Here is a 16,792-nt window from a genome sequence, read left to right as displayed (position 1 = left end):
ACTCCGGAATCGGTGATCAAATGACTAACGGAATTAGTGATCAAGTCCTCCGGAATACGCAAAGGGTATACAGCAGCATCATGTAACGATGTAAGCAGTCCGATATAAGCGGCCTTTTTTTCTTCGTATCTACGTTCTTTTTGTTTCGACCTTTGATTTGTAAAGTGGGCAACCAAACTATTCAATAAACTACCGACACCCAAGCCCCCCAATACAGCAAGAACTGTATTAACCTCCATTTTTCCTCCGACATCCTGTAGTACATATATTAAATATGTGTGGTTTTGGGACAACGGAAAATTTGCCCAATCCATGTGTATTTGATTAATTGACTTCCTAATAATTGCCATTCATGAAAAAATAACTCAAATTTAAGCGTTAGGATTAAATAAATTTGAATGTATGGGTTTTATATCTTTAATATATGGTAAAAGATTTGTACTCTCGAAGTCGAGATGATTTATTGCTGTTTGTAGGTGCAAAAACATCCACAAAAGCGAATTTTCAATATCACTTACTAACAACCATGGATAATCTGTGTAAAAATTTCTTCCATTATCATTTGTGAGGGTAACAGGCGTGTTATCATAAAATAGGACTCCTTTATTTAGGATATATATTCCATCCAATGCAGGGCCTTTAACTCTTATTCTTTCCTCAATAGATTTTGGCAATTTAGGATAAATAATGCTGAGCTCTTCACATGCTCTACTTATCCACTCAGCGGCCGTTGATATTTTTGCTTCACATTTATATGCAAACAGAAAATTCAAAATTGAGCTTGGAACATAACCAACTGATAGTCCCCTAGCTATATTTCTCTTTAAGTTTTTTGTTTTCCTCGCTACATCCATTGAGGATTTTAAGTTTTTAAATGACAAAGTTGACTTAACTTCAATGGTAGCTAAAACTGACTCAGCCATAAAGGCATAATTGCCCTGTGAATATTCAATTTTAGGATAATGGCTTTTATAAATTATTATATCATGCTGATTTCTTTGTTCCCCTGGAACTGAATCACTATCAATAATTTCACCCTGACCAATTGAAACTAAGTTACCTAAGTGTTTGGATAAAAACTCAGTAATAAATTTTTCTCTTGCACCTCCTTTAACAGTAGGGTGACCAGATGAACCAGCCGAACCAGCTTGTACGCTAAGAATTTTTTGCTGCTCCTTCATGTGTTGCCTTAACAAAATACTCTCCTTGTAATAAAATATACACCATAGTATTTTTACTGATTAATATATTTATATAGTGTAGTCTTTCCTACTCCAACCATCTTACATATAGATTGGATTGAGTGTTTTTTATTGGCATACAGTGTTCTTACCAGCTCTTTTTGCTCACCACTGAGTTTTTCTGGTCTGCCACCTTGCCGACCCCTTGCTCTTGCAGCCTCAAGTCCAGCAAGAGTACGCTCCTTAATTAAGTTACGTTCAAATTCCGAAAGCGCGCCAAAGACATGAAACATAAACTTGCCTGAAGGTGTTTCTGTATTAATAGCCTCGGTAACACTATGAAAACCGATTCCCTTTTCTTCTAGCTTACTGACATAAGAGATTAAATGTTTGAGGGATCGCCCTAACCTGTCCAATCGCCAAACGACCAAAACATCTCCCTCTCTAAGAAAGTTTTCAACTTTCTCTAAACCCGGTCGTTCAGATATAGAACCACTTATTTTATCTGTAAAGATTTGCTCACATCCTGCCCTTTTAAGCTCGTCAAGTTGCAAGTCTAAATTTTGTTCATGTGTTGATACTCTGGCATACCCTACTCTCATTATTTTTCCTTGTGGTTCAGAAAGGCTAAAAGAATAGATTAAAATGAACTTTGATTGATGTACAGAGTTTCCGAACTGATTTTCGCAGTGAATTACAAATTTTTAAACATCAATATGAGGAGTCCACAAACCCATCGTTTTATGGACTCATGTTTTCTATCAATAGCGCATAGCCCATTGATACACCAATTGACGGGAAGAAAGTATTTCTTGATAATCTCTTAAGCTGTTGACCTACGCTTGCTGCAATACAATCTGTATAATACATCCCTATACTTATCCATCAGAGAATTCGCACTTGAATCACGAGAATCAAACCCCCTATGCGCAACTCGATCCCAATACTATTTTGGATGCAATTGAAAGCACGGGGGTTCTTTGCACAGGCAGCCTACTCGCACTCAATAGCTATGAAAACCGCGTTTATCAAATAGGAATTGAAAATGCAGAGCCCCTCATTGCTAAATTTTATAGACCGAATCGCTGGTGTTCAGCAGCTATTTTAGAGGAACATCAATTCTCACTAGAATTAGTACAACATGAAATTCCCATTATTGCCCCCCTAATTATAAACGACCGAACCTTACACCATCATCATGATTTCAGATTCGCACTCTTTCCCAGGCGCAGCGGCCACGCACTAGAATTGGATAATAGCGAACAATTAGAATGGATGGGGCGCTTTATAGGGCGCTTACATAGAGTTAGTGCCTGCCAGTCATTTCAACATCGCATCCAATTAAATCCCCAAAGTTATGGCCATGATCCTTACAAACTTCTCATTGAACAAAATATTATTCCTGATTACTTAACATCTAATTTTTGCAAAATAGTTGAAACAGCATTACAGAAAGTAAATCAGATATTTAAGTCTATTGGTGATATTGATCAAATACGCTTGCACGGCGATTGTCATGCAGGAAATGTGTTATGGAGCGAATCAGGTCCTCATATTGTTGACTTAGACGATTGTCTCATGGGCCCTGCGATACAGGATATTTGGATGTTACTTTCAGGTGAACCAAAACAAATGGATTTGCAACTTGAGAAGATTTTACAGGGTTATTGTAAATTTCATGATTTTAACCCGCGTGAACGCCATTTAATCGAAGCATTGCGTACACTACGCATGCTGCATTATTCAGGATGGATCGCAAAACGCTGGACCGATCCCGCATTCCCTTTGAGTTTTCCATGGTTTAATACGCCTGTATATTGGCAAAATCTGATGATAAATCTTAATGAACAGATTGAATTATTAGATCAATTTGAATGCTAGCTAGTTGGGCGGACAGACGATTTTTCCAGACTTTATCCTGCTCTTATTGCAAAAAACTTTAATGAAAGTTTGGCGTCCTTAGGAGCAAGCTTTCAATGAAAATTTGGCTTGATTTTAAGGACAGTACCTACGCTTGCTACCATGACAAAGAATGCTCAATTATTACTCATCATGGTAGTATTTTCCACTTAAAACAGTAACGCTTCCTGAACAATGGACTAAATGAAAACAACTACAATGTTAACCTCCGACTCTATAAATCCTTTTGGTATTTTGCCGAATGAAATACTGCAATATTTGCTCTGTTTTACCAATCATCACGGCATGTTAGTATGCAAACGCTTTCTGGAAGCTGATAGAGAGTTAACCAAAAATGAAGCGCAAGAGTCATTCAACGACTACCTAATAACTACATGCGACACAATGGCTATGGACGTATAACAATGAACGACCTAATACTGCTATTGGAGGGATTCCTCCAAAGCAAAAATTGGCACTAGTTGCCTAATCCTCTACTTTTAGCGACAGTTACAAATGGACGGATTACCCGCCCTTTGCGATGATAGTGAAACACGTGTTTATGCAAACTCTCGCTGGCTCTTTGATATTTACCTATCACAGGAAAACGTTAATTAAAATAGCGGCCACAAGCAGCCAATATCTTGGGATGAACAATCTTCCCCATCACAAACTTTGAATTTTGGCGATCCCATGAATTCATAGCTATCTTAGGTAAGATTTATATTTAATTGGCAGAATAATTATCCTTTTAAAGGACATAGAAACTACTGCAATATCTCTTATCGTTCGCTTAAATTAACTTCATCAGTAAGACTTTGCATCACCTTGAGTCTAGCCATTTGATGCTATTCAAGTTGTTTTTTGCAAAAATCACATGCAACTTTAACTGCTAGGCCTTCTTTTTTGGCAGAACTACGCAGCTGATTTATTTGCTATAATTCAGTCAAGTTGATTCTTTTTTGGAATCTATATGGCACATAGTAAAGAAGAGCAAGCGTTCGAACTTGAGGAAAGCAAAGCATTTCTCAAATCAATTTTATTGCCTGATTTAGAGAAGGAGCGGTGTATTGATAACCAAATGGCCTTGAGTAGTGCTTTATATCGATATGAGAGTGATATTGAAGAAGAAGATGAAACTCAAATATCACTCAACACCTCGACTGAATCACAGGGAGGTGATACTGAGAAGGTTTTTTCCCAAGGCAATCATGATAAAAGCATGTATTTTATTAGTTTAAATATGATAGGTGAACGGATTTATATAGAAGATAATCCGCCCTTTTTTTTGACTATTATTTCAAGAAATGAAGATGCTCATAAAAACTTAGATAAAAGGCTAGATTGCATTGCCAAATATGATACTTATGGATGTTCGTTTATACATGATCTTAAAGCATATCCAGAGTATGATTTTAAAAATCGAGTAAGTAGAATTCCATTAGATGACACCCATCTCAAATTCTTAAAAGATTTGTTTGCTGATAATAATGAGGTGCTTGATTTAGTTAAGAAAGTTGAATCAAAAATTTTAGCGTTTAATGCACGCAATAAAGGTCATCAAACTTTAGCCGCTAATTTGCAAGATAGGAATGAAGTCCATTTAATCGAAATGATACAACATAAGTCAGAAAATAAACAGGTTGTCTATCTTAAAAAAGTAAGCGTTGATCAGGTTGAAAATTTAACTGCAAAGGATCTGGCAAAATTATTATCAGAGATGGCCTATGCTTATATTTCTATGTCTCAAGCAGATTATGACTTATTACATCAATATTTTTCGCAGATGGGTAAGCCAGATGCTCTTCAAGTGGCACAAAAAATGCCGCTTATTGTCGGAATACAGTTTGCTACAATAAATGAGGCAAGTATTGTTGTTCGTGAAGCTCTTTTTCCGGAGGAGGTCCTTTCTCCGGCTGTAAAAGCTATTCTTGACAAACAAATTGAAAATTTAAAATATGTATTTGAGCAATTTGATCTGGCATATGATTTTAAATTACATCAACACTATGCCAATCAATTTCAACAGGAGAATGATACGATTATTTTAAGTGCGGCTCAAAAGCCCGCGGGATTCTATGCAGGATTCCAAAGCGACGTTCAATTGTATAAATCACAGTGTCAAATCGGATATTTTCTTTCAGATCAATTAAAAAATGGAGCCAAAGAAAAAATTTTACACTTGGCACCAATTCAGCTCCCCGATGAAGTGTTCTTTGTGCACGGTGATACGCTTCTTGCTCATATGCTTGGTGGAAAATCTGATTGCAGAAAAACAATTTTGAGTGATGATGAAAATCCCTCAATTTATGCTGGATGGGATTATGGACTTAAATTCGTGGACCTAGATCCTACATTAAAGAAAATTTATTGTGACCAAGGAAGAGATCTTGTACGAGATAATCTTGCCTTATCTATTCCTTTAGCAAATTTAACTCTTTATTTCATGCTTCGCTATTTAGATCTGTTGCAGGAAAATAATCAAACGGAAGTTTTTAATGACGTCTTACGGCAGACCGCTCAATTTATTATTTATAAGAAACTTTCTTTACCTGAAAAATATCATTCTATGTTTGATAACCCGTCAGTCCTTAGTGCAGAAACGAATCAAAAGATTCACGAACTTTATGAGCAACTACGGATAGAACAAATTCAAGATCGTAACGAATATTTAAAGTTAGCAAATGAATTGGATAATGAGATCATAACCATTTTAGATAATGATACTGATGACGAAGTTAATATTGTTGATATAGAAGAAGATAATGAGGTCAAAATTAAATTAGAAGCCTCAGAAGCAACTCCAGAAACTGAGGAGCAGAAAGATACATCACTTCAGGTAAGTCGCAATTATGGCTTTTTCGATAACTCACTCTCTGAGATGAAAAAAGAAGAGCGCTTAATGAAAGACTTTGGGCCTCAAGGGTTGGGTTCAAACAAAGGGTCTAGCCAATAAAGTGAGAGTGTTCATCTAACTGTATCATCTCCCATGATTTCATGGCGACCGGCTATTTTTTGCCCCATTTCTCCTCTAGTTCAAGCAGATGACTTGCATTCAGGCGCAACTTTCGTGATAGTACGCAAATATTGAATAACCATCATTTTTTAAAAATTTTTTAATCCAATTTTATTACGTCTATGAGTATCTTCCCCATGTCTAGAGAAATAACACAAGTTATTAATGAATATAAGGCTTTTTTGCTCCAAAGAAAGCAAGATATCGAAACTTCATTTCGATTGTTAAATTCCGTTGACGAAACTGATGATGAACCATCTAGTAGCAATGTGTCAGCCTCAGAATCTGAAGACAGTAGTAGTACTGATTCGTTACGAGAAGATGAAGAAGGCGTGACCACCTCTGAGTCAGAAGAAAGTAGTACAAATTCGTTGCAAGATGATGAGGAATATCAGTTTATCACGAAACAAATCGAAATGCTTGAGAGCTGTTACGATTCCAAGAACCAGATAATGGTTATATCGGAACAGACAGGGTATCCTTATTATCATGAGGATGTGAACGGTCTCTGGCTGTATCAAATTGAAAAATTTCTTTACCATATGGGACAAGCGGCAAAAAAAGGGGTGAAGCAATTATCCATAAGCCAGGAATGCCCCAGTCATAATCATCTCTGGGACTTCATAGAAAATAATCAAGATCTATCCGTACTCACCATAGATAGCGAATTTTTCGACGGTACGTTCCTTGAAAGTGATTATTTTTTTCGTGCGCTGCAAACAGCCCCCAATCTATATTACATTCAGGTATTTGTTGGTGAAGACGAAAATCCTCCGGATATGGAAGTGGTTAAAGAAAAACTCATTGCAAGAATGCCTGAAAGACCATTTATTTTTAGCTGGGGGCATTCAGGAGAATGTACCACACTGATTAAAAAAGCGAACTCTTCTGATATTTTCTGTACGAATGAGGATGAATATGCAAGTAATGAGCAAACCTTCGATGAAGAGGCATTAAATGAAGAACAATTTATACAGAGATTAAGCGCAAAAGAGACTTTTGGATTACCTTTATTGTTTCAAGCTTTAAATGAGAAAATAATTGGTGAATTTTGTGATGAAACCTTAGACCTTTCTGATGCGACTATCATTGAAGAACAAGAATATGACAGTTGGGGGCTATTGGATTATGCAGTGCTATACGATGATGTTTTAAGCACTCGATTTTTACTGCACCGAGGATTTGATCCTTCTCGTACTAATTCAGCCAACGTTAGTCCATTAGAACTCGCAGCAGAGCAAGCAAGTCTTCCTGTTTTGAACGCTTTATTTGATCTAAGTCCCTCGGAATCGTATCTCTCATCAGAGAAGCTTCCTTTATTGCGTTCCAAAAATATCCAAGGGCAAACTCTTCTGACAATCGCCGCAGGCAAAGGACGGATGGAGGCAGTACAATTTTTTCTCCAATACGATATTTCACTCGGTCAAGACATCAAATTACAGCAGGAAGCTATTGATAGCGCCTGGAAGAATCAACATTTTGACCTAGTTCTTTATCTGCTTAAGCACAATTTTCCCTTTCCAAATAATTTTAGTTTGTCACAAGCTCAGAGCAGCAAAGCGTTAAATGCATTTGCAGCTAAACGCCAATTGCTCCATGACCAGATACAACAAGGTGACTTGAGATCTATAGAGCATTGTACTTTTGCTGGGGAACAAATTGGTTATTGTTTTAACATTGAAAATACCTCTGCACTTGATACTGCTTTATCATCCAAACAATATAAGATCTATGCATATCTTAAAACAAAGGGGTTTAAAGGTCGCGAGTCTGAAAATTTACAGCAAAGAATAAATGATTTAAATGAGCACGAAAAAACGGCACTAAACAAAGCGCTTGTCCGCTATTTTAACAAGCCAAGTGATACCTCAGTTTATTATCTTTTATCGCGCTCGCGAACAATGCAAAGAGAAAGTATTTACTTCAATACCATCCGGTTTATGTACGAGCAGCTCGTTAATAGTCCAGGCATCGCCCCGTTCTTATCGGTAATTGAACATTATAAAGGGACTATTGATATTATTTTTGATTTTAATCAAGTAAATACCGTTGATTTAGATGTGACTTCATACAGCTCAACAGAAGGAAGATGTTGTTATGAAGAAGGACGTATTTTTATTGCGGCAAAACTAGATCAGCAAGAATTGTTAGGGAATATTGCACATGAGATAGTTCACCTGGCGATACAAATTCTTTTTAAAAATGAGTGTAAACCCTACAGATGCGATACTATTGATGTTAACTATAGACAAATTACTGAGGCCTGTTCACGACTTGATTTAAAAGCAATAGATAAGATAATTTCACTCGCATTTACCGCCTATCAGCCAAGTAATTGGGATGCTGAGTTAATCGTTAGAGTACCGCACATACTGGCTAAATATGGCGATGAATCGGGACTGTTACTATTACAAACACAAGTGCCAGAACTATTAAATTATTATAACCAGGTGTTAATTCCTGCATGTAATGCATTTACAGAACGGTCCATTAATTTAAATGCCGATAGGCAAGTGATGGAATCTCGACGGAATACGAATCCACATTTCTTTTGGGAAAATTCACCAGCAGCATCCTCTTCTTCGGGAAGTAGAGAGCTAAGAGCCAGTTCTTCTTCACCATCTTCGTTCGTGACAAAATAAGTTATGCACGGTAACAAATTAGTGAAACGGCCTACGCCTACTTCGACGGAACAAGGACAAAGGGTTCGAAGTAGGCCTTCCATAGGGGAATTCACTTGGCAGTTCTTCCAAAACAGCAACAACCGGGGTTAGATCATCAAAGAACCTTTAAAAAACAAGTTTATTGGCCATTTTTGTCAACCATTTCAAAATCTATATCCAAATTACATCTTACAATTTGTGAATAGATTGCGCTTTCAAGAGGTGTAATCTTCTTATTTTTCAACAGGCGACTCCCCTTTTATTTTCACGATGCCTATCTTCTGTCTATACTTAGCTATAGAGGATTAATATTTACCCCTTATGGGTATATTATTTCCAACTCAATAAACTTCGCAACATCTATTCGAGGCGAATATGAGCACTCCCCAAGAATATTTGAATATGAGTTATGAGGCCGCATGTGCGTTGTTAAGAAGCGATCCTAATAAGTTAGATGAATTTATAAATCAAGAACAATTTAGCCATGAACAGAAACAGCAGTTGTGCCTGACAGCAGTTCAAATCAGTTGGTCGACGATTTACAAAGTGCCTGATGAGCTATTGAATGATGACATTATAATTGCATGCTTGGATAAATCATTTGATTATATCCTTGAGGTAAGTCCAGAAAAAATATCCCCTAAAATAATGTTGGTAGTTCAAGATAAAGTTGATGAATTAGCATATATTCCTCGCTATTTACGAACACCGGAAGTTTGCCTCAGCGCCGTTAAAAAAAGTTGGGAAAATATAGGCATGGTTCCTAATGATCCAAGCTACAAAGCTGTTTTCCTTGAGGGAATTCAAGTAAATTGGCGTACATTTTTTTACCTGTCAGAGGCTCAACAGCAAGATGAGGAAATTCTCGCAGCTTTAAAAAATAAATGGTTTGCACTAGGGCTAAAATCTTTTCCGAAACAGTTTGATATTCAAGAATTATGGCGATTAGGGATAGGATTAGATGAGAGTCTATTCATGAAACTTCCTATGGAAAAGTGTACACCCCAAATTTGCCTCGCCGCAGTAAAGAAAAAACCTTCTCTCATAAGGCAAGTGCCTAACCAGCTTTTCCTGGAAGTCTGTATTGAGTGGGTTCGTAACGATAGTATGGCACTTGCGTACGTTCCTGATACGCTCAAGGAAAAAGTCATTGAGGCAGTGACACCAGAGAAAATTCTATCTGCAGATTTTAGGTCGGTTGCTTTATTTCCAGAAAAGAATTCATATCAAAATATTATCGATAAAATTCTTGATGAGTGTGAGCATGTAGTGGTAACAAAGCCAGATGCATTCGAGACAGATGGTGAAATCCGAGACTCTTATCTTGTTTACGCTAATACAGATAAACGTTTAAATAAAACGATACATGTTGATTCCAATAGTATTCGATCTTGCTTGGATAGGATGAAGAAGAATCCCACAATTAATTTGGTTTTGTTGGCACATGATCCATATTTTGATGGTGAAAGGAAAATAGGAGGGCTTTATCAAAGGGAGATTTTTGAACTTTTAAAATCTTATCCCAACATAAACAGGATAACCCTTCTAACTTGCAACTCAGCAAAATCATTAGTGCTCGAGGATGAGAAATTAATCAACCAAAAATTGGTTGATAGAACCTCCAAAGCATCATTACCCTCATGTGGATTGGTATTAATGTCTTCCATGCCAGATGATGGAAAATGTAAATCCGTATTAGAAGAGATGAATTGTGATCATGCTTTTATTTGGGTCAAGAAAGGTGACGAACATTCGCTTATATATCTCAAGAAAGAAACGGGCATCACAAATCGATTCCAGCTAAAATTATCAGATGATCAAGTCAGTAAACTTCATAAAACACTATATCCAAATGGAAAAAAAATACCGTTCCCTAATCCCAAAGAGAATACTTCTGATCGATATTTAAGAAGAGATGGTAAGGGGGCGAAGTTAATGGATAAAAATGAGTTTGGAGCGTTTCAAAAGATTTTCTTTGCGAGTCAAAAATACAGTAAGAAAAATCCTGAATATAAAACAAATAAACAAATCTACAGTTTTTTTAATAACATCAAGATAGACGAATCAGAATACCCTAAACTTAAAGACAGTCTGCTAAAAAGTATAATTGATATGGTTAAGGCCGCAAAATTAGATAGGTCTGTCTTTGTGAAAGGATATAACTATGTATTACATGTTGATACTATAGAGCGTCGATTCATTGCTGGCATCAAAGTATCTGCTTATGCAAGTGAATATAAAAATAAAAATGTACCTTTGTTTTTCGATAATTCGAAGAGCAGCATTGATAACGATGAGATGGAAAAAGAGATTGAGAAGATAGTTAGTCGCGTGATTGAGCAAACTGAAGAAAAAGAAAACCCAGAGAAAGAAGAGTTGTCTCAAGTCAAATCCATAACCTATGAAGTGAAACCAGGGTAGTAATCTGGTCTTTTTGATTTAAGAAAGGATGCTGAAAACAGATAATACCGACTTTATATACAGCTTTTTTGCTGCAATTTGTTATTGATTTAAAGCACATTCTAACGTACTCTCTGAATTGTGTGATATAATTGCCCTCAAATTAATCATCTTGAACAATGTAAGCAATCTTATCTCTCCCTTACTGATACCAAATAAACAAAGGAAAACAGCATGAGTTTTAAATCGTTAGGTTTAATTGAACCATTACTTCAAGCCCTTGACGAATTAAATTACAAGGAGCCATCTCCTATTCAAACTCAAGCGATTCCGAACGTATTATCAGGCAAAGATGTTCTTGCTTCGGCACAAACAGGAACGGGTAAAACTGCAAGTTTCGTATTGCCAATCTTACAAAAACTCAGTTCACAACCTCGAGCTAAAAGCAATAGAACCCGTGTTCTCATTCTCACCCCAACTCGTGAACTAGCAAGTCAAGTACATGAAAGCATCCTTCAATATGGGCGACACCTATCACTTCGCTCAGCAGTAGTCTTTGGTGGAGTAAAAATTAATCCTCAAATGATGAAATTACGTTCTGGTGTTGAGCTTTTAGTCGCCACCCCCGGACGTTTGCTGGACTTGCATCAACAACGGGCCATACAATTCGATGAGGTGGACACTTTGGTCCTGGATGAAGCCGATAGAATGCTGGATATGGGATTCATTCATGATATGAAACGAATTATTCAACACTTACCCAGAAACCGACAAAACCTTATGTTTTCAGCAACGTTCTCTGATGAAATTCGTAATCTTGTCAAAACGTTACTAAAGCATCCCGTAGAAATTGATGTTACGCCTCGAAACACAACGGTAGTAAAAATCAAACAAACAGTGCACCCAGTTGATAAAAGCCGAAAAGCCGCTTTACTAAGCCATTTGATCCATAAAAACAAATGGGGTCAAACTTTGGTATTTTCAAAGACCAAGCATGGCGCAAATAAATTAGTGAAGCAATTGTCTGAAGCACAAATTCATGCTGCCGCCATCCATGGCAATAAATCACAATCACAGCGCACTAAAGCTTTAGCAGAATTTAAATCTGGAGAGTTACATATTTTAGTAGCTACAGATATTGCGGCTCGAGGTATTGATATTGATCAATTACCCTGTGTAGTTAATTTTGATTTGCCTCAAGTTGCTGAAGACTACGTCCATCGTATCGGTCGAACTGGTCGCGCCGGAGCTTCAGGATTAGCCATCTCGTTGGTCAGTGCTGATGAGGTCAATCAATTACATGCTATAGAAAAACTAATTCAACGCAAATTAAACCGTATTGAAATCGAAGACTTTGAACCCATGCACAATGTCCCCCAAACCAATAGTTGTTCAAAACCCCAAAGGCATGTCTCTGTTAACAAAAAGAAGACAACGTCAACATCCAGCAAACCTGGTAAAAAAAGATTCATAAAGGAAGTAGCAAGGAATAGTTCCAAAACTTAGTACATGGGTTGTATCAGTCTTTAGCATCCATATGCAGTTACAAAATATTATAGAACTACATCATAAAGCAGCTTGTTAAAGATGATTTTTTTCATTTAAGGTCGGGCGTTTAATTCCGAACTATTGAGACATTGTTGGATTGCTTCAATACGACATATCTTTATTTTTTTTGAAATTTCACGGCCCAAATACTTTGAAGCGAGTTCTTTAGTATCAATAGATTGAGCCACTTGAGAAGCATGGCGTGCTTGTTCTACATAAGACGCGTTTTGCGTGCATAGCTCAAAAACATGTAAGCAATCATTGAAACGTTCTTTATTTTGGAACGCACCCATGTTTGCTAATAAGTCAAATACCCCTTTTGCATCCAGCTCATGGAGTTGTCGAAATTGTGACAAATGTCGGTTTGTTAATAAGGCTAAATCACGATATTGACCGGGTACGTTGAATTGTTTGCAAAATTTAATTATCTCTTCTTGAGTTAAATTATGCATTAACACTGCGAAACGTATCTGAGCGGAACTTTTATGATCGGCTGCTCGTTGTAGGGCTTTAATGCTAGCGTCTGATATGTTCATATAGGGAAATAAAATACAATCCGCCCCACATTTCTTAATCACCTCAAAGAAATTTTCCGGATGGCCTCCCATAAGTGCTCGATCTAGTTCACTCCAGATTCGGTCGGTACTTAATTCACTGATTTTGCCTTCAGCAACCATCTGTTCCATAAGCATCATCGTTTCTTTTGCTACTTGAAAACCTAAGCAAGCGGCAAGGCGTGCGGTCCTGAATAATCGAAGAGGATCGTCAACAAATGCAGGTGATACATGCCGCAATATTTGTTTCTCCAAATCAGATTTACCACTGAAAGGATCAATCAATTCGCCCAGTTTGCCTTCCTCAAATGACATAGCCATGGCGTTTATGGTCAGGTCTCGTCGCTTTAAATCGTCTATCAAAGTGATATTAGGTGAAATATCAAACTCAAAACCTCCATGCCCATGTCCTTTTCGTTTTTCGCATCGAGCAAGAGCATACTCTTCATTAGTATCTGGATGTAAAAAGACAGGATAACTGTTTGCCTCGTGCCCATTAGGTATTGGCTTATAACCTAATGTCAGCATATCACCTGGAATTGCACCTACAACAACCCAATCGTTATCTTTGGGGATAAAGCCAAGTAATTTATCACGTACCGCACCACCTACTAAATAAATTTTCATAAATTGATTATGTATAATATTTGTTCACTTTGATGGGTATTTTATAGTCATTTGGTTTAAATATCAACATTGATTGACAATGACAGGACTTACGAAAAATCTCAAGGTCGAGGCAAAAAATGTTTTTAATGAGGGAGTTTAGATAGACTAAATGACCGAAGTAAAAACATTTTTTAACAAAGAGATTGGGGTTTTTCGTAAGTCCTGAATGATTTGTTATCTCATAAGATAAGATACGTTAGATAGTTATACCCATTATCAGATCTGTATTAGTATCTATAGGATGATGTTTGCTCTCTACAAAGCATAGGATTATGCTTGGAGAAATATAACGAAGAGAAATAGAGCGGAGCTTAATTAGGGAGCGAAGGATGCAAAAACGAACCAATCTTCGATGCTCATGCAGAAGATTGATATTTTTATTATTCATCAGTTATGCAACTAAATCAGCAGCTATTTTCCCTACTTTAGCCAACCAGCCTCCAACTGTAGGTAATTTTTCTTTAGCAACATCACAACAGCCAGGCCCATTTTTTTCATTTGGTCAAAATATTATTGATAAGAATCAATTGATTGTTTCATTTAATTCCAACTATTTATACAGTCAAACTCAGCAAATTTTAGATGCAACACCCTCCCTTCTTTATGGAATTACAGATTCAGTTTCTTTATTACTCACACTACCTGTTGCTTTAAGATATAAAAATGATAATCAAAATCTATCTGGTATAAGCGATCTTTCGCTGGATTTAGAATATGCTTTTTATAATCACGATAACTCAAAATACTCAGATCAAGCCACTATTATTCTCGCTCCTACATTCCCTATCAGCAATTTATATACAATTTCTAAAAGCCTGAATCCAGATAAGCGTGTTTCAGGATTTTCAAAAAAAAATTCTCCTACTAGTTTCAATGCGATGACATATTTCATTGGAACCACTTATTCTCGTACTCTAATTGATTGGTATATTTTTATTGCGCCAGGAGCTTTATTTATCAGTAAACAGGATTCAATTCAGGAAGGCACACAATATTATTATAATTTGGGAATAGGACATAATATCAAAAGCGAAGAAAAGAAATACATATTTTCAGGGTTGCTTGAATTTAATGGTGAGTATAGTGATAAAACCAAATTGGCATCGAATGTTGTTCCTAATACAGGGGGAAATATCATTTATGCGACCCCTTCACTCTGGTTTTCTACACCAAAACTAATTGTTCAGGTTGGTATTTCTTTACCTGTTTCCCAGTATTGGTATGGCAATCAAAGTTCTATTTCTTACTACGCAAGCGGGATCATTACTTGGACTATTCTTTAGAAATTTTAGTAATAATATAAGATTATGCTCTTTTATTATTCCATGTAGATTACCATTTAAGTACAAAAATTACACTTATAAACTTTTATACTTTTTAATTCCCTTATAAAAAAATGCTCTAATGAATTTAACATACGTACAATGCGTAGAGATGTTAATCTCAGAGAAGAGCTACTAATCCTTTCAAAATTTCTACTTTTTCAAAATATTGTTTAATGAGCCTAGAAATACAAAACTCATGAAAAACCAACCACCCCTTATAAACACATCCCCCCTTATCCCTAGCGTAGCAAGAAGGACGGAGAGCGTTTCAAAAACACTAGAATGAATAATTAATATTAATAGTGCCTTAATGTTGCTCAGTTAAAATATTAATTACATCCGTAAAAGTCCAGTTAAGAGGTAGAATTATGCAATCAAAATATGAAGGTGATATGGGGTTTGATTTTTCAATTGACAGCGATGATATCCAAGAAGTTAATAAAGAAGAGTCTGGTCCGATTATTAGTGAATCTCCTGCAGAAAACAATACCACAACTACCACATCAGTGAGCCCAGAAGTTAGCGGAATCCCCATAGAAGAGTATTTCGATACAGATTATAATAAATTCGATACAGATTATAATAAATTCGATACAGATTATGATCGAAAAGAGCAAGATACACAGAGTCAATATGAATCACCCAGCGTTTCTGAAAGTGACAATAGTCCATCATCAAATTCAAGCAGCCGTGCCGATAAGAGTGGTGAAGCTTGGTCAGGAGCTAAACTTCTATTAACTCCTCTCACGTTTATTGCAAATATTATTTCTACTTCCTTCACTGGAAGGAATAATACAACTACTGATACTGAGCAACAATCGTCACCAGATGAGATCACTCCTAAACCACTAATAGATGATAATTTTGATACAGTAGACTATCAGAAGCATCAAAAAGAGGTTGGTTCAACCAATAAAATTTTATTAGCAGTGGTTGATACGGTTCAAGGCGCTGCGAATACAGATCTCAAAGAATGCGAAAGCTACGAGTTTCGATATAAAGACAGAGAGAAACTTCATAAGAAAACAGGCGGTACAGAGAATACTGAAATGGTCGGGGTCAATGTCTTTCTCGATAAAAATGGGAAACCATTATTACCCGGAGCTCGAAAATCCTTGAAGGAACATGCAAACGCAAAACAACAGTCGGCAAAGGAATATAATTCGGAAATTCATCCACCTAGTGAAGCAGTTTCTCATGCGAAAAAAGAATTTGAAATTGCTCATGAGTTTGGAAAAGGCGATGATGTTTATGATCAAGCGGGCAAAATAATTCATACAGGAAAAGGTATTGCTGAACTACTTGCTCTTGATTTAGAACAAATTAATGGTGGTGTCACCTCACAACCTGGTTTTGTTACTAATTCTCCTAGTACCGCCTATTTAATGAGTAAAATCAAGGAACGCTCTGATAAGGCTCTTAAAAAGGATGTTAATACAACTACGAGTGAAAATAATGATGAAAGTTCGAGTGATCTTTCATCTGTAAAAAAAATTTAGCATCATAAGCATCTAATGAAGGCTGCTTAAGCCTTCAT

General features: G+C 36.6%; 11 protein-coding genes and 1 pseudogene. 8 read left to right on the top strand and 4 right to left on the bottom strand.

Going from position 1 to position 16,792, the window contains the following annotated elements; all coding sequences use genetic code 11:
• From DGG96_RS11170 to DGG96_RS11160, 3 genes and pseudogenes are all read right to left on the bottom strand, one after another.
• A pseudogene (locus tag DGG96_RS11170) lies at nt 1-239 on the bottom strand (hypothetical protein); the annotation flags it as partial.
• Nucleotides 240-371: 132 nt separating this feature from the next.
• The gene (locus DGG96_RS11165) at nt 372-1,181 is read right to left on the bottom strand and encodes a DUF6602 domain-containing protein (protein ID WP_110142738.1); all 810 of its coding nucleotides are present in this window, start codon (nt 1,179-1,181) and stop codon (nt 372-374) included.
• 53 nt (nt 1,182-1,234) lie between these two features.
• Nucleotides 1,235-1,783: a recombinase family protein gene (locus tag DGG96_RS11160; RefSeq protein WP_110142737.1), complete on the bottom strand. Its 549-nt coding sequence runs from the start codon at nt 1,781-1,783 to the stop codon at nt 1,235-1,237.
• A 298-nt stretch (nt 1,784-2,081) separates the two neighbouring features.
• On the opposite strand from DGG96_RS11160, the gene DGG96_RS11155 reads away from it, so the two are divergent.
• The 6 genes from DGG96_RS11155 (at nt 2,082) to DGG96_RS11130 (ending at nt 12,665) form a co-directional block, all read left to right on the top strand.
• A complete protein-coding gene (locus DGG96_RS11155; RefSeq protein ID WP_110142736.1) occupies nt 2,082-3,062 on the top strand; it encodes a serine/threonine protein kinase in 981 nt (326 codons plus the stop codon).
• 222 nt (nt 3,063-3,284) lie between these two features.
• Complete coding sequence (locus DGG96_RS11150) at nt 3,285-3,503, top strand: F-box protein (protein ID WP_126955525.1); 219 nt, start codon at nt 3,285-3,287, stop codon at nt 3,501-3,503.
• A 550-nt stretch (nt 3,504-4,053) separates the two neighbouring features.
• The gene (locus tag DGG96_RS11145) at nt 4,054-6,036 is read left to right on the top strand and encodes a hypothetical protein (protein WP_110142734.1); all 1,983 of its coding nucleotides are present in this window, start codon (nt 4,054-4,056) and stop codon (nt 6,034-6,036) included.
• 197 nt (nt 6,037-6,233) lie between these two features.
• Nucleotides 6,234-8,738, top strand: coding sequence for an ankyrin repeat domain-containing protein (locus DGG96_RS11140; protein WP_110142733.1), 2,505 nt, complete (start codon nt 6,234-6,236; stop codon nt 8,736-8,738).
• A gap of 396 nt (nt 8,739-9,134) precedes the next feature.
• Nucleotides 9,135-11,180: a hypothetical protein gene (locus DGG96_RS11135; RefSeq protein WP_110142732.1), complete on the top strand. Its 2,046-nt coding sequence runs from the start codon at nt 9,135-9,137 to the stop codon at nt 11,178-11,180.
• A gap of 213 nt (nt 11,181-11,393) precedes the next feature.
• On the top strand, nt 11,394-12,665 hold the full coding sequence (locus DGG96_RS11130; RefSeq protein ID WP_110142731.1) for a DEAD/DEAH box helicase: 1,272 nt from the start codon (nt 11,394-11,396) through the stop codon (nt 12,663-12,665).
• Between the two features lie 95 nt (nt 12,666-12,760).
• On the opposite strand, the gene DGG96_RS11125 is transcribed toward DGG96_RS11130, so the two are convergent.
• On the bottom strand, nt 12,761-13,888 hold the full coding sequence (locus DGG96_RS11125; RefSeq protein ID WP_110142730.1) for a tRNA nucleotidyltransferase/poly(A) polymerase-related protein: 1,128 nt from the start codon (nt 13,886-13,888) through the stop codon (nt 12,761-12,763).
• A gap of 371 nt (nt 13,889-14,259) precedes the next feature.
• On the opposite strand from DGG96_RS11125, the gene DGG96_RS11120 reads away from it, so the two are divergent.
• Both DGG96_RS11120 and DGG96_RS11115 read left to right on the top strand, forming a co-directional pair.
• The gene (locus DGG96_RS11120; protein WP_110142729.1) at nt 14,260-15,213 is read left to right on the top strand and encodes a hypothetical protein; all 954 of its coding nucleotides are present in this window, start codon (nt 14,260-14,262) and stop codon (nt 15,211-15,213) included.
• Nucleotides 15,214-15,623: 410 nt separating this feature from the next.
• The gene (locus DGG96_RS11115; RefSeq protein WP_110142728.1) at nt 15,624-16,754 is read left to right on the top strand and encodes a hypothetical protein; all 1,131 of its coding nucleotides are present in this window, start codon (nt 15,624-15,626) and stop codon (nt 16,752-16,754) included.
• The last annotated feature ends 38 nt before the right edge of the window (nt 16,755-16,792 follow it).

Source organism: Legionella qingyii (assembly GCF_003184185.1).
The sequence above is the reverse complement of the archived record's forward strand: the minus strand, read 5'-3'. Positions and strand labels throughout refer to the sequence as shown.

What these genes read in the sequence shown, in the direction of transcription:
- DGG96_RS11160 (WP_110142737.1), bottom strand. Translation starts at nt 1,783, where the DNA reads ATGAGAGTAGGGTATGCCAGAGTATCAACACATGAACAAAATTTAGAC.
- DGG96_RS11115 (WP_110142728.1), top strand. Translation starts at nt 15,624, where the DNA reads ATGCAATCAAAATATGAAGGTGATATGGGGTTTGATTTTTCAATTGAC.
- DGG96_RS11130 (WP_110142731.1), top strand. Translation starts at nt 11,394, where the DNA reads ATGAGTTTTAAATCGTTAGGTTTAATTGAACCATTACTTCAAGCCCTT.
- DGG96_RS11150 (WP_126955525.1), top strand. Translation starts at nt 3,285, where the DNA reads ATGAAAACAACTACAATGTTAACCTCCGACTCTATAAATCCTTTTGGT.
- DGG96_RS11145 (WP_110142734.1), top strand. Translation starts at nt 4,054, where the DNA reads ATGGCACATAGTAAAGAAGAGCAAGCGTTCGAACTTGAGGAAAGCAAA.
- DGG96_RS11165 (WP_110142738.1), bottom strand. Translation starts at nt 1,181, where the DNA reads ATGAAGGAGCAGCAAAAAATTCTTAGCGTACAAGCTGGTTCGGCTGGT.
- DGG96_RS11125 (WP_110142730.1), bottom strand. Translation starts at nt 13,888, where the DNA reads ATGAAAATTTATTTAGTAGGTGGTGCGGTACGTGATAAATTACTTGGC.
- DGG96_RS11135 (WP_110142732.1), top strand. Translation starts at nt 9,135, where the DNA reads ATGAGCACTCCCCAAGAATATTTGAATATGAGTTATGAGGCCGCATGT.
- DGG96_RS11120 (WP_110142729.1), top strand. Translation starts at nt 14,260, where the DNA reads ATGCAAAAACGAACCAATCTTCGATGCTCATGCAGAAGATTGATATTT.
- DGG96_RS11140 (WP_110142733.1), top strand. Translation starts at nt 6,234, where the DNA reads ATGTCTAGAGAAATAACACAAGTTATTAATGAATATAAGGCTTTTTTG.